Genomic DNA, 13,409 nt, shown 5'->3' with positions numbered 1-13,409 from the left:
ATGCCGGTGGCGTCGTTGATCTCGGTCGTTGAGGACGATCAGTTCTTTCGCGAATCCATGAGGAGGCTCATGAGATCGCTTGGCTACGACGTCGCGGCCTTCCCATCGGCAGGCGATTTCCTTGCATCGCCTCGTCTCGCCGAAACCGCCTGCCTGATCGCTGACGTCAATATGCCGGCGATGACCGGACTTGAGCTCTATGACCATCTCATCGAGGCGGGCTATGCGATTCCAACGATCCTCGTTACGGCCTATCCCAACGACCTTGACCAAGCCCGCGCATTGAACGATGGGGTCGTTTGTTACCTTCGTAAGCCGTTTGATGAGCGGCATCTGATACGGTGTCTCGGTGAGGCTATCCAGTCCGGTCGGCCGAGCGACGAGAAGTCGTGAGTTCCTTGCCTGCGCCGGGCAAGGAGAACCGAAGTACGGCACCATGTGATGCATTCATGTCGGCCCACAGCCGGCCCCCATGGGCCTTGATGATCGACCGGGAGATTGACAGTCCCATCCCCACTCCGCTGGACTTCGTGGTGTAGAAAGCGTCGAAAACGCGCTCAATATGGTCCGGATCAATGCCCGGCCCAGAATCGTGCACGGACACCAGAACGCCAGCGGTCTGCGTTTGCTCGGTGCTGATCGACAACTCCCGTGGCCCCGCTTCGACCGTGCTCATGGCTTCGACGGCGTTCAGAATCAGGTTCAGCACGACCTGTTGCAGTTGAACACGATCCCCCTCGACGGGAAACAATGCCTCCGCAAGGCGAGTCTGGACTGTGACTCGATTCTTGGCGAATGCGGTTCGCGTCAATACAAGCACCTCGTTTATCGCCGCGTTTAGATCGAAACGGGACTTTCGGGGAGGCGCTTTCTTGATGTGATCACGGATGCGGTCGACGATATCTCCTGCTCGATCGGCATCACCCACGATAGAGTGAAGCGCGTCCCTGACTTCGTCCAAGTCTGGTGGTTGCTTGCCTAGAAAATTGAGGGCCGCAAGGGCATTGTTTCGCGACGCGGCAATCGGGTGCATGATTTCGTGAGCCAGCGAGGCGGTTAGTTCCCCCATTACGCTCAGGCGGCTCATGTGGGCGAGATCTGACTCCAACTCGCGGAGCGCCTCTTCCGCCCGCCTGCGCTCGGTCAAATCGAGCACGAAAGCGACAGATTGGTTTCCTCCCTCTTGGAAGGTCGCCGAGCCCAGCAGAATGGGGACGCGGCTGCCGTCTTTCCGGAAGTATTCCTTCTCGATCGGCAGCCGCACTCCGGTCCGTTTGTGCTCTTCGATCCATTGTGCGTCACGCTCGCGCCAGTCCCGGGGGCTCAGATCCTTCCAATTGATGCGCCCCGCCGCGAGGTCCTCGCGGTCGTATCCGACGATCCGGAGAAACGCGTCATTGGTCTCGAGAATCCGACCATCGAAGTCCCCGACGAAGACGCCGATGATGTTGGAGTCGACTAGGCGCCGAATCTTCCCTTCGCGATCTTCGAGATCGCGATAAAGCCTCGAATTCTCGAGCGAGATTGCTGCTTGCGACGCAATCACCTTCAAGACCGTGACGCGGTCGGGAGTGAAGGCGTGTCGCGTCAGATTGTTTTCAAGATAGAGAATACCGATGAGTTTGGCCTGGTTGATCAATGGCAAACAGAGAATGGAACGGGAGGGACACTGAACGATGTAGAGATCGGCAGAAAACGGATTCTTAGATGATACATCATCGAGAAGTACGGTTTCCCGGGTGCGCATTACATAGCGAACGAGCGACTCCGGCAGCCCGAGTGTAGTCTGGGCGCCATTCAACAGACGCACGGTCACATCCTCTCCACCGGTGGTCGCCTCCGCCTCGACCCATAACTGATCACCCTGCGGCAGGATCAGGAGGCCTCGTTCAGCGCCCGCATGCTCAACCGCGATCACCATGAGTGTTCTAATCAAATTTTCGAGTACAATCTCACCCGACACGGCCTGCGAAGCCTTGACCGCCGTCTCGACGTCCAGTTGCGCGACGGGCGCGCCAATGGTCGAGGCGCGCGAGGTCGGGGCCCTTTCCTCCTGCAAGTGCGGGTAGCGTTCTTCGAGTTGCTGTACCTTGCCCTCGGCACCCCAGCGGAGATAGCAGTACCTTGCGTTCCGTAGATAGGCATCGGCTATCGTCTCCAAGCCGCGCGCCCCGCAAAACCGCGCGGCGAGCTCGTGGGCCAAGCCCTCGTTCTGGATGAAGCCGTGCTCGCGCGCCAGCCTGATGGCCTCTTCATAGAGACGCATCGCATCCAGTTCCCGCCCTTCCAGGCGTGCAATCTCTGCGCCTACCAGGGCCGCGCGGTTTGCGAAGGTTTCCGGACAGTTCTTCGCCCAAAGCGCAATCTGCTTATCGTGAGCTACCAACGCCTCGATATGCTGGGGCCGCTCCTCGGCTGAGGTCGTATCGCAACGCGCCGCCCGAGCAAGTGCTCCGTAGAAATGGTATTCAGCCAACTCGAATTGCGTCGGCGCCGTCCAAAGCAGCGGCGCAACCTTCGATGCAGCCGCGACTGCAGATGCGCCGTCGCCGGCGTAGACGCACGCTTGCAGCTTGCGAATCCAATACCAGCACGCGCCAATGGCCAACCCGGGATTGTTCTCCAGACGTTGCTCGAAGCGGCCCTCGTCGAACTCAGCATCATTGAATGAGGTAAACTCTGGTGTCAGACCACGGAGCATCCGAACGAGCCTGAGTTGCCCGGTGATGCAGTCGCCCGCCAGACCGAACCGCACCTTCCGCGCGAATTCGAGCCCATTCTCGGCCTCTCGCTCGACCTCACCCAGCGGATCTCCGGAGGCGAAAAGATTCGTGATCACGTCGATGCAGCTATATGCCGCATAAGTAAGGTCGCCGGCATTCTGCGCCGCGTCGAAGGCACGTCGCAGGAAGACGCGGCAGATCGTCAACTGCTGCGTCCAGTGCGCGACGTGGACAGCGAAGACCAGATAGACGCGGGCACTGAGGCGATCGAGCCCACGCTTCTCGACGAGATCCAAACCAAGCCTGCCGAAGCGAAACCCTGCCCGGTAGTCTCCGAAGTACGTGCCGAGGATACCGCCCAGCCACGCATAGGCGAGGCATGATCCGTCGCTGTTGCCATGCTCCAAGCTGAGGGCCGCCATCCGACCGACGACGAGGCGAAAAAGATTCAAGTCGGTGAACAAGGCCGGCGACGTGAGGACCGTGAGCACGTCCATGGTTGCGCGCCGATCCGGATCGCTCATCAGCGGCAGGTCAAGCAGTGCTTCGATCGAACCAGACCCGAGCCGCTGCCACAATCGATCATAGGACTGGCGGACGTCTTCCGCCGTCGCGTGCCGCGACCACTGGGCGTCAACCCGCTGGAGATAGTCCAGGCCTACGGCCACGGCGCTGTCGCTCTGGTCCAAGTTCGTGTAGAGGTTGATACGCACGCAGGTGACGGCAGCAGAGTCAACAGTTGTCCGTGCGCGCGTTGACACCACCGAGAGACGTTCTTCAGCTGAGGCCAACTCCCCGGATAGATACTCGCACTCAGCCCAGTTGAGTTCGAGGTCGAACGTGAGCCGGTAGCACCGTTCCCATTCGTCCTCCGCCACCAGAGCGCGGCCGGCGGCAAAATACTGCAGCGCTGAGGCATAAGCGGTTGCCGCCTTGGCACGTTTGCCCGCCATGAGGTTGAGCTCGGCGACCTGCTCGCGCTCCTCCGGCGCGGTAATCAGCGCCGCGCCGCGGTCGAACTGGTTGACGATGTCGAAAATGCTGTCTTCCAGCTCTTCCGACGTGGTCTGCGCCGCGAGCAATCGGCCAATCCAAAGATGCGCCATAGCACGCTCGCCTTCGGCGATGAGCGCATAAGCGGCCTCTTGGATACGGTCGTGAAGAAATGTGTAGGTGCTGCCCGATCGGAGGACGAGCCCGGCGCAGACGGCCTCCCAGAGCGCTGCGTGCATCGCCTCCTCCGTTTCCTCGTAAACCAGAGTCAGGGTGGCGACGTCGGCGACATTACCAACGCAGGCGAGCTGTTTCATCGCTTCCTGGGCGGGGACGGAGAGCCGCCTCATCTTGTCGATGAGCAGATCCGCGACGTTGTCGGTGTAACTCCTGGCGCGGATGCGATCGATGTCCCATCGCCAGGCTGGAGCGACGGGGTCGAAAACGAGAAGCCCGTCTTCGTTCAGCGCTGTAAGGAACTGGATCGCGAAGAACGGATTGCCGCTGGTTTTTTTGTGCACCAGTTGCGCCAGGGGCCGCGCGCGCTCCGGCTCGCAATGCAAAGCGTCGGTAACGAGTCGCCCAATATCGTCCAGTCCAAGAGGGGTCAGCACGATCTCCTCGACTCTTGCTCCCGCCTCGCGTATCCCGCCGAGCGTCCGTATGAGCGGATGCGCCGGGCCGACTTCGTTGTCCCTGTAAGCCCCCACCAGCAGCAGATGCCGTACCTCCGCATGGGTGACCAGATGCTCGAGGAGGTCGAGCGTCGCGGCATCCAGCCATTGCAAATCATCGAGGAACAGCGCCAGCGGGTGCTCCGCCCGCGCGAACAGGCTGAGGAAGCGCCGGAAAACCATCTGGAAGCGGTTCTGTGCATCCTGTGGAGGCAAGTCCGCGACCGGCGGTTGTTTCCCGATCACCAGCTCCAATTCGGGAACGAGATTGACGATGAGCTGGCCGTTGGGGCCGAGCGCCTCGCTGAGGGAGTCTCGCCAACGGCCAAGCTCGGTTTCGCTCTCGCCCAGAACCGGCCGCACGAGGCTCCGGAAGGCTTGCGCCAAGGTGGCATACGGAATGTCGCGTTTGTACTGGTCGAACTTGCCCGACGCAAACAGGCCCCGCGGCGGGACGAGCGCCTTCTGGAGCTCGTTCACCACCGAAGACTTGCCGATGCCGGCGTACCCGGACACGAGCACGAGCTCTGTTGCACCATTCGCCACGACCCGGTCGAAGGCGCCAAGCAGCGTCCCGAGTTCATGCTCCCGGCCGTAGAGCGTCTCCGGCGTCATCAGTCGGTCCGACACGTCGCTAACGCCGAGCGGAAACGGCTCTATGCGACGATGCGACTGCCATTCCGCCAGGCATTTGCGCAGATCGACCGAGAGCCCCACGGCGGTCTGGTAGCGGTCTTCGGCCGTCTTGGCGAGAAGCTTCATCACCATCGCCGAGACCGGCCCCGGGATGCCCACGACCCGCTCGTCGGGCGGTGGCGGTTGGCGAGCAATGTGGCAGTGGATCCATTCCATGGGATCAGAGGCTGTGAACGGCAATGTCCCGGTGAGCATCTCGTAAAACGTGACGCCGAGCGAATAGAGATCGCTGCGAGCGTCGATCGAGCGGTTCATCCGGCCGGTCTGCTCGGGCGCCATGTAGGCGAGTGTGCCGGCGATCACCTCCGGCGGCGCGGGGGCCTGGCGCTCGCGTGGCAGACGCGAGGCGATGCCAAAGCCCATGAGCCATACCTGGCCGGTGACGGGATTCACAAGCATATTCGCCGGCTTGACGTCTTTATGGATGAGTCCGTGCTGGTGAAGCTGACCAAGCGCTGTAGCCGCGCCGATGGCGAGGCGTAGAAATGCTGTAATCTCCCAGGGCCGCCCCAGGAGCCGCAACAGATGCTCGCCGCCGGGGTCCTCGCTGAAGAGCGTAAGCCGCCCCTGGTGAAGCTCCAGCCTCAAGGGTTGGGCCGCCCAGACAGGGTCGAGCTCATCCCTCAGCGCATAGGCGTGCTGCAGCCGCGCAAGGGTTTCTGGTGAGGGCTGCGCCGATGAGGGCATGGTTGCGAGGAGCGGCAAGGATTCGCCATCCCACTGGCCACGGGACAGGACGAACTCCCCGTCCTCCCAAACGGTCTCAGGCGCATGTCCCGACGAAGCCGTCACGTCGCGGGCCTCTTTGATGTCGCCATCACGGTGTCTTCGTGAGGCTCTCCAGTCCGGGCGGCCGAGCGACGAGAATTCGTGAGTGCCTTGCCCGCGCCCGGTAAGAAGAACCGAAGTGCGGCCCCACCCGATGCATTCATGTCTGCCCAGAGCCGGCCCCCGTGGGCTTCAATGATCGACTGGGAGATCGACAGCCCCATCCCGACGCCATTTGACTTCGTGGTGTAGAAAGCCTGGAAAACGCGATCGAGATTATCCGGATCAATGCCCGGCCCCGAATCGCGCACAGACACAAGAACGTCACCGGTCTGGGTTTGCTCGGCGCTGATCGACAGCTCCCGTGGTCCCGCTTCGATCGTACTCATGGCTTCGACCGCGTTCAGCATCAGGTTCAGCACGACTTGTTGCAGTTGAACACGATCCCCCTCAACGGGAGGCAGCGCCTGCGTTAGGCGGGTTCGGACCGAGACTCCATTCGTGGTGATTGCATTTCGCGCCAAACCGATCACTTCGTCGATCGCCTCGTTCAGATCGAGACGAGACTTTCGAGGAGGCGCTTTCTTGATCTGATCACGGATACGGTCGATGATATCTCCGGCTCGGTCGGCATCGTCGACGATAGAGGCGAGTGCTTCCCGGATTTCGCCCAGATCCGGCGGGTTTCTGTCCAGAAAGTGCATGGCCGCACGAGCATTGTTGCGCGCCGCCGCAATCGGTTGGGTGATTTCGTGGGCCAGCGAGGCGGTCAGTTCTCCCATGACGCTCAGGCGGTTCATGTGCGCGAGATCCGACTCCAGCTGGCGCAGCCTCTCATGCTCCTCCTGCGCAAGCATGAGTGCTGTCACGTCGGTGCCGGTGCCGCGATAGCCACGGAATTCTCCGTCAGCGTCAAAAACCGGCTTGCCAGTTGCCTTCACATGGATGGACGAGCCGTTGCGGCGAGCGGAGTGATATACGAAGTCACGGAACGGTTTACGGGAATCGAGAGTTGCCTGGAGAAGCCGCCATTTCTCCGGCTCCGTTTCGAGATCGAGAGCGCCATCCCAGCACGCCGTGCCAATTCGATCAGCCGAGTCTGAACCAAACGCATTCTCGGTCAGCAGCGTGAACTTGTGGTCCGGGCCGATTTCCCAGAACCAATCGGAGGCACTTTCGGCGTAGTCGCGGAATTTCGCTTGGCTCTCCTGCAATGCTTCCGAGGCGCGCTTGCGTTCGGTCACGTCGATCTGTGTGGTGACAATCTCGACAAGTTCCCCGCTCGCGGAGAATACAGTTTGGCCGATTACTTCGAGGTGTTTGACCGTTCCATCGGGCAGTATGATTCTGTACCCGATCGAGTAGCCTCTCTTCTCGCCCACCGCGCGCTGAACCTCTGCGTTCAGCGGGTCGCGGTCGCTTGGGTGGATTCGTTGGAACACGGCTTCGCGGCTCGGAACTCCCTGCGCCGGATCAAACCCCCAGATGCGGTAAGTCTCCTCCGACCCATAGAGAATCTTCGTCTCGTTGAAGGCCGACACACCGCTGTGACTCAGCCTCTGTGCTTCCGCCAGATAGGCTTCGCTGCGGCGTAACCGCTCTTCAGCCTTCTTGGCTTCATCAATGTCGACAGACAGGCCATACCATTGAATGATGCGTCCCTGTCGATCGCGCAGAGGCTCACCACGAGCATGGTGCCAACGAAACTCGCCGTCCGCCCGGCGGAGACGGTTCACAGCCTGGTACGAAGTTCCGGTCTGAATTGCGTGTTGGAAAGCCTTTGCAGTTTCTGGAAGGTCGTCAGGGTGCACGAAGGCCTCCCAACCACGCTGCTTGAACTCCTCAAATCGCATGCCGCTATAGTCCAACAGGCGCTGATTGAGTTGGGTCGGTTCGCCGGTGGGGTCCAATGACCAGAGGAGACCTGGTACCGTTTCGAAGATTTGACGGAGCTTGTATTCGCTTTCCCGAAGGGCTTCCTCGGCGCGCTTGCGTTCCGTCACGTCGATCTGTGTACCGACAATTTCGACAAGCTCCCCGCTTGCGGAGAACACAGGTTCCCTGATTGATTCGAGGTGTTTGGCCGTTCCGTCGGGCAGTACGATTCTGAACTCGCTCAAGGAGCCTCTTTTCTCGCGGAGCACGCGCTCAACCTCTGCGCGCATCCGGTTCCGGTCGTCGGGGTGGACCCGTTGGAACGCAGCTTCACGGCTCGGAATACCCTGTGCCGGATCAAACCCCCAGATGCGGTACATCTCCTCCGACCAATAGAGAATCTTTGAGTCATTGAAGGCCGACGCGCCGGTGTGACTCAGCCTCTGTGCTTCGGCCAGATGGGCTTCGCTGCGGCGTAGCTGGTCTTCGGCCCTCTTGCCTTCATCGATGTCGACAGACAGGCCATACCACTGGATGATACGCCCCTGCCGATCGCGCAGAGGCTCACCACGAGCATGGTGCCAACGAAACTCGCCGTCCGCCCGACGCAGACGGTGTGCAGCCTGGTACGAAGTTCCGGCCTGAATTGCCTGATGCAAAGCCCTTGCAGTTTCTGGGAAGTCGTCAGGGTGCAGGAAGGCCTGCCAACCACCATGCTGGATGTCCTCAAGTCGCATGCCGGTGTATTCTGACAGGCGCTGATTGACTTGGGTCGGGTTGCCGGACGGGTCGGTTGACCAGAGGAGGCCCGGTACCGTTTCAAAGATCTGACGGAGCTTGTATTCGCTTTCCCGAAGGGCCTCCTCCGCCTTCTTTTGATCGTCAATGTCGATCAGGACACCGTACCAGCGGAGCACACGGCCGTCGCTGGCCTTCAGTGGTGCTCCGCGTACATTGAACCAGCGATATCGGCCGTCCGCTCCGCGAAATCTGCAGACTACATCGTGAGGACTTTCCGTTTCGAGATTTTCGAGCCAGCTGCTCACCTTGAAGGCGACGTCCTCCGGATGGACTCTTTCCGCCCATCCCCAGCCAGTGATTTCGCCAAGCGGCGCGCCAAAATAGTCAAGCACACGCTTGTTGACATATTCGATATTACCCTCGGGCTCAGCCCGCCACACCAGCGTCGGGATCGTTTCCACCAATAGGCGAAGCTCTTGCTCGCCGCTGAAAAGTGCCTCCTCGCCTCCGTTACCGTCCTTTGACACATGTCGCTCCATGGCCGGCCTCCAGATCTGGACCTGCCTTTGTCGGAGACGCCATGTCGCAGAGATCGCTGACGACCCGGCAAAGGTGGCGCGGGCATCTTACCCCCTGCGCCAGGGACGGACCATATCCTCTCGGGCGAAGCTTTCCGCGAGACTCGCCTCATCCTCCGAGACGGACGCTCTGCAAGGCTGGTATCTGCAAAATTATGCGAATGCCTTGGGAAAGGCGAGTTCGCCCCCGCCTATCCATATGTTTGTGATATGAGGGGCTGTCCGAAATGCAGCGAACCAGTTCATCCACTGCTGGCTTGCCCGCTGGGAGCCGCGGAAAATACCCCCGCGTCACAATCTGCTGACAGTTCCGGGTCACTCGAGAACCCGACCGACAGAAACGTCACCGGCGAAATGACGTGGCGGCGGCGGTATCAATGCGGCAGACCCCAGAGGAGACAGCGGGGCACAAAACCCTTCAGATTTCCAAGTCCCTGGCGAAAAGACGGTCTGAAAGACGACCGATCCGCTGTCGGTATATTAGCGAAAGCTTAGCCGGGAAGGATACCGGTCGCTTGCATCGATGTGCTGCGATTTGGTTGTTTCTGCGCACTCCATCGCAAAAGAGGAGGGCGACCCAAAGAGTCGCCCTCGCCTGTGGAGAAAAACGGATTGCCGAAGCTGCGGCGCCGCGCTGCGCTGCGGAATCCTAGCGCTGTTGTAAATGAACTAGCGTTCGCCGTATTTCTCTCTGAGCTTCTTTTTGTCGAACTTTCCGACGCTCGTCTTGGGGAGCGCATCGACAAACAGGATCTTGTCGGGGATTCCGAATTTCGAAATCACCCCCGCATCGGCGAAGGCTTTCAGATGCGCCCTTATCTGCATGTCGCTGAGATCGTCACCTGCGTGGGGGTCCCTGACGACGAGCGCCAGCGGCCGCTCTCCCCATTTGTCGTCGTTGACACCGATGACGGCGACTTCCGACACACCCTTGCACTGCGACATGAGATCTTCGATCTGGAGCGATGACACCCATTCGCCGCCGGTTTTTATGACGTCTTTGATCCGGTCGATGATCCGAACGTAGCCATCCGGCTCAATGATGCCGATGTCGCCTGTGTGCAGATAGCCGCCATCCCATAACTGCTCGGACGCTTCGGCGTTGTCGACATATCCTTGCGTAAGCCACGGCGCACGCACGACGATTTCGCCAGGCGTTTTTCCGTCATGAGGCAGTTCGCTGCGGTCCGTGCCGACCAAACGGATATCGACCAGTGGCGCGGGCATGCCGGCCTTGGTTCGGATATCGATCTCCTTCTCGTCGCCCGTGAGGACCGCGGATTTCACCTGCGCCAGACAAAGCAGCGGTGCGCTCTCCGACATGCCGTAGCCGGCAAAGACATCGACGCCCAGCGCAAGCGCCTGTTTGGCAAGCCCCTTCGGCAGTTCGGAACCTCCAATCACCATCTTCAGGCCGGCGAGATCGGTGTTTGCCGCCGTGGCGGCGCCGAGCAGCATCTGCAGGATCGTCGGCACGCCATGCGTGAAGGTCACGCCCTCGGTTTTGATCAGCTTGAGGAGAAAAGCGGGATCGTAGCGCCCAGGATACACCTGCTTGACGCCGGAAAGCGTCGCCGTCCACGGAAACCCCCAGGCGTGCACGTGGAACATCGGGGTGATCGGCATATAGACGTCATCGCGGCAAAACCGGCCTTGTTTCGCAGCGGTACCCAAGAAAGCCATTTCGGCGAGTGAATGCAGAACCAGTTGACGATGGCTGAAGTAGACACCCTTCGGCGAACCCGTTGTCCCGCTCGTATAAAAGGTGGTGGCAAGGGTGTTCTCGTCGAAGTCCGGGAAGCTGTAGTCCGGTGAAGCGCAGAGCAGCAGGTCCTCATATTCGCCGGCGAACGAAAGCCCGCCGGTCTGGGGCACCGCTCGATCCGACATCAGGATCAGCGTCTTCACCTCAGGCAGTTGCTGCCTAATACCTTCCAGAACCGGGACGAAGTCGTCGTTGACGAGAAGCACCGATGAGCCCGCGTGATTAATCGTATAGGCGATCTGTTCCGGCGGGAGACGGACATTCACTGTCTGCAAGACAGCTCCCATCATTGGAACGGCAAAGTAGGCCTCCAGGAACCGGTTGCTGTCCCAGTCGAGCACACCGACCGTGTCGCCGGCGCGGACACCAAGCCTGTCGAGGCTGTATGCGAGCCGCCCGATGCGTTCGCGCAACTGGCGGTAGGTGAAGCGTCCCAGGTCACGATAGACGATCTCCTGATCGGGCGCCTGCAGGAACGGCGTATGCCACAGCTGCTTGATGAGCAGCGGATATTGATAGGCGGACTTAGTAACTTCTATTGGCTTTCCGGCCATGGCGGCGTCCTCAGAGATATGTCGCGCGTCAGCGCTCGATGGCGAGGACGCCGGCCAAGTGGCGTTGGTGACGTGGGGTCACAGTTTGACTCGCCTCTAGGCGACGCGATCCGCTTTTCTCGGCTGCGCCGCTTCTTCAGCCGCCTTGTTTCGCAATTCCAGAAGCCCGAGGAGGACCTCGTCCCGCTCCGCGGCCAAGTCGTCGATCGAACGCGAACCCACTTCGGCGCGAACGCCGTCGATCAGCTTCTGCTGCAGCTCCGGTGTCAGTTCCGGCGAACCCAGGACCTTCCACCAGGCCGTCATTGGACCGGTGAATTGCTGCAGAAAATGCTCCATGCCGCCTTGGCCGCCGCCGAGATGATTGAGCAGAACCTGGCCCATGATGCCCCACCTCAGTCCCGGTCCCCAGGAGACCGCGGTGTCGACGTCGGCGACACTGACGACGCCCTCGCCAACCAGATGATACACTTCGCGGGCAAGGGCAGCCTGCAGCCGATTGGCGACATGCCCGGGCACTTCCTTGTGCAGGCGGACAGTTTTCTTGCCCAGCGCCGTATAGAATTCGGAAGCGCGCCGGATCGTCTCTTCGGACGTCTTCGCGCCGCCGACGATTTCGACCAACGGCACCAGATGCGGCGGATTGAACGGATGCGCGATGACGCAGCGCTCCGGGTGGTGTGGGCAGCCGGACTGGATCTCGCTCATTGTCAAGCCCGATGAGCTCGAGGCGATGATCACATCGGACGGTAGCAGTTCGTCGAGCTGACCGTACAGCTTTTTCTTGAAGTCGATCCGCTCCGGTCCGTTCTCCTGGACGAGATCGGCTCCCTTGACGGCCTCCGACATGTCCGGGGTAAAGGCCAGCCGCATCGGCGAGGCGCCGGGAGCGAGCCCCAGCCTGTCGAGCGCGGGCCAGGCCGCGTCGATAAAGCGTCTCAATGAAGCTTCCGCATTGGGGGCGATATCTGTCGCAACGACATCGAGTCCTTTTGCCAAGAATTGTGCCGCCCAGCTGGCGCCGATGACACCCGTACCGATAATGGCGACCTGAGAGATCTGCTTGCTGCCAGCCATGGTCATTTCTCCTTCGAGGGAATTTCGGCGTAGGCGACGCCGGACAGATTGCCTTGGGCGAAGAGAAACGTACGCTTCTCGGAGCCATCGAGCTTTGCGGTATAGACCGAACCACCGAGGTCGGTGACGAACATCCGATCGCCGGGAACGTCGAGCGCGATACCGATGCCTTCCATCAGATCGCTGACGACGAGCTCCGGTGCGTATCCATTTCTGGCCGGCGTATCGATCGAGGCACGATTGACGGTATTGCCGGCCGGCGGATTGCCGCGATCCGTCCAGTAGAGAAAGCGGCTTTCGAGGTCGAGCTCGAGGTCGATCGGTTCAGGTAGCTCGTCGAGCCATGTTTCGATATCCGTTCGACTGGCGGCGTCCTCGCCCTTAGGCAGGTGTATACTCGCCCGGAAGATGCAGCCGAGGCCGGCATTGTCCGGACCCTTCTGCGTCCAGTAGATTTGCCCACGCACGGGATCGACCGTGATACCGACGCACCATTTGGTGGCGTCACGGCTATCGTCTTCGCCCTCGCCCGTCTGGACCAGGGTCTCGACATTTGTGCCGTTGAGATTTGCGCGCATCACCCGCATGCCCTCGCGGTCGCACCAGTAGAGCTTGCCGCTCCGCTTCTCCAAATGGAGCTGCTTGGGCGTGTGTGTGATGCCCCGGGGGACGATGACCCTGCGATTGCTGCCATCGAGGTCGGCGCGCTCTATGGACCCGTCGTCAAGGTAGGGCACTCCCATATTCGTCCAGTAGATATGGCCGGCCTCGACATCGACCACGATGCCGTCGGGCAGATGGCAACCAGTGACAATCACCTTCCGGTCGGAGCCGTCCGGGCTCATCGAATGGATACGGTCGCCACTCAGCTCGAGAACGAACAGTCGGCCGACCGTGTCTCTGCTGCCCGATATTGATTTTGACTTCGTCGCGGAAGCGTCGTTCATGGCTCTTTCCTTTCATAG

At 60.7% G+C, this 13,409-nt stretch carries 6 protein-coding genes; 1 reads left to right on the top strand and 5 read right to left on the bottom strand.

All coding sequences use genetic code 11. The features are described from left to right. Positions 1–393, top strand: coding sequence for a response regulator transcription factor (locus NKG99_RS07335; RefSeq protein ID WP_352532602.1), 393 nt, complete (start codon positions 1–3; stop codon positions 391–393). On the opposite strand, the gene NKG99_RS07330 is transcribed toward NKG99_RS07335, so the two are convergent. From NKG99_RS07330 to NKG99_RS07310, 5 genes are all read right to left on the bottom strand, one after another. Then, the gene (locus tag NKG99_RS07330; RefSeq protein ID WP_352865790.1) at positions 356–5,878 is read right to left on the bottom strand and encodes a trifunctional serine/threonine-protein kinase/ATP-binding protein/sensor histidine kinase; all 5,523 of its coding nucleotides are present in this window, start codon (positions 5,876–5,878) and stop codon (positions 356–358) included. The two genes, NKG99_RS07335 and NKG99_RS07330, sit on opposite strands and share 38 nt — an antisense overlap. Then, positions 5,875–9,009 carry a PAS domain-containing sensor histidine kinase gene (locus NKG99_RS07325; RefSeq protein ID WP_352865788.1) on the bottom strand — a complete coding sequence of 1,045 codons (3,135 nt, stop codon included), beginning with the start codon at positions 9,007–9,009 and terminating at the stop codon, positions 5,875–5,877. The genes NKG99_RS07330 and NKG99_RS07325 overlap by 4 nt, the downstream gene beginning before the upstream one ends. Positions 9,010–9,717: 708 nt before the next feature. Continuing rightward, on the bottom strand, positions 9,718–11,367 hold the full coding sequence (locus NKG99_RS07320) for a fatty acid--CoA ligase (protein WP_352865786.1): 1,650 nt from the start codon (positions 11,365–11,367) through the stop codon (positions 9,718–9,720). A 96-nt stretch (positions 11,368–11,463) separates the two neighbouring features. Beyond that, positions 11,464–12,444 (bottom strand): 3-hydroxyacyl-CoA dehydrogenase NAD-binding domain-containing protein, encoded by a 981-nt coding sequence (locus NKG99_RS07315; RefSeq protein ID WP_352865783.1) that lies wholly within the window; start codon positions 12,442–12,444, stop codon positions 11,464–11,466. 2 nt (positions 12,445–12,446) lie between these two features. Next, entirely contained in the window at positions 12,447–13,391 is a 945-nt protein-coding gene (locus NKG99_RS07310) for a 3-hydroxyacyl-CoA dehydrogenase (protein WP_352865781.1), read from the bottom strand. Positions 13,392–13,409: the final 18 nt, after the last annotated feature.

Origin of the sequence: Mesorhizobium sp. M1409 (genome assembly GCF_040317535.1) — a bacterium.
In the GTDB taxonomy this organism is placed as follows: Bacteria; Pseudomonadota; Alphaproteobacteria; order Rhizobiales; family Rhizobiaceae; genus Mesorhizobium.
The sequence above is the reverse complement of the archived record's forward strand: the minus strand, read 5'-3'. Positions and strand labels throughout refer to the sequence as shown.

Excerpts from the sequence above, each read along its gene's own strand:
- NKG99_RS07335 (WP_352532602.1), top strand. The coding sequence starts at position 1 with ATGCCGGTGGCGTCGTTGATCTCGGTCGTTGAGGACGATCAGTTCTTT.
- NKG99_RS07325 (WP_352865788.1), bottom strand. The coding sequence starts at position 9,009 with ATGGAGCGACATGTGTCAAAGGACGGTAACGGAGGCGAGGAGGCACTT.
- NKG99_RS07320 (WP_352865786.1), bottom strand. The coding sequence starts at position 11,367 with ATGGCCGGAAAGCCAATAGAAGTTACTAAGTCCGCCTATCAATATCCG.
- NKG99_RS07315 (WP_352865783.1), bottom strand. The coding sequence starts at position 12,444 with ATGGCTGGCAGCAAGCAGATCTCTCAGGTCGCCATTATCGGTACGGGT.
- NKG99_RS07310 (WP_352865781.1), bottom strand. The coding sequence starts at position 13,391 with ATGAACGACGCTTCCGCGACGAAGTCAAAATCAATATCGGGCAGCAGA.